The following is a 255-nucleotide window of genomic DNA, read 5'->3' as shown; positions in this document are numbered from 1 at the left end:
CAATCCTGCTCCGGTTGCCAATGATGATGCTGTAAGCACTGACGAAGATACACCTGTGAGCGGCAATGTGCTGCTTGATAGCGCAGCGGGTGATGTGGCTGACACTGATCCAGATGGCGATACGCTTCTCGTTACGCAGTTTGTTATCAATGGAACCACCTACAGCGCTGGCGACAATGCCATAATTGAGAATGTTGGCACGTTTACGCTCGACAGCACCGGTGCCTACACGTTTACGCCGGACGAAAACTGGAA

Annotated in this window: 1 protein-coding gene; it reads left to right on the top strand. The window is 52.2% G+C overall.

Features of this window, described 5'->3' with window-relative positions; all coding sequences use genetic code 11:
* The coding region (locus tag QSJ70_RS27595; protein ID WP_285541403.1) for a cadherin-like domain-containing protein at positions 1–255 on the top strand (255 nt) is incomplete at both ends.

This window comes from Brucella sp. NBRC 12950 (assembly GCF_030268145.1).
GTDB lineage: Bacteria > Pseudomonadota > Alphaproteobacteria > Rhizobiales > Rhizobiaceae > Brucella.
The sequence above is the reverse complement of the archived record's forward strand: the minus strand, read 5'-3'. Positions and strand labels throughout refer to the sequence as shown.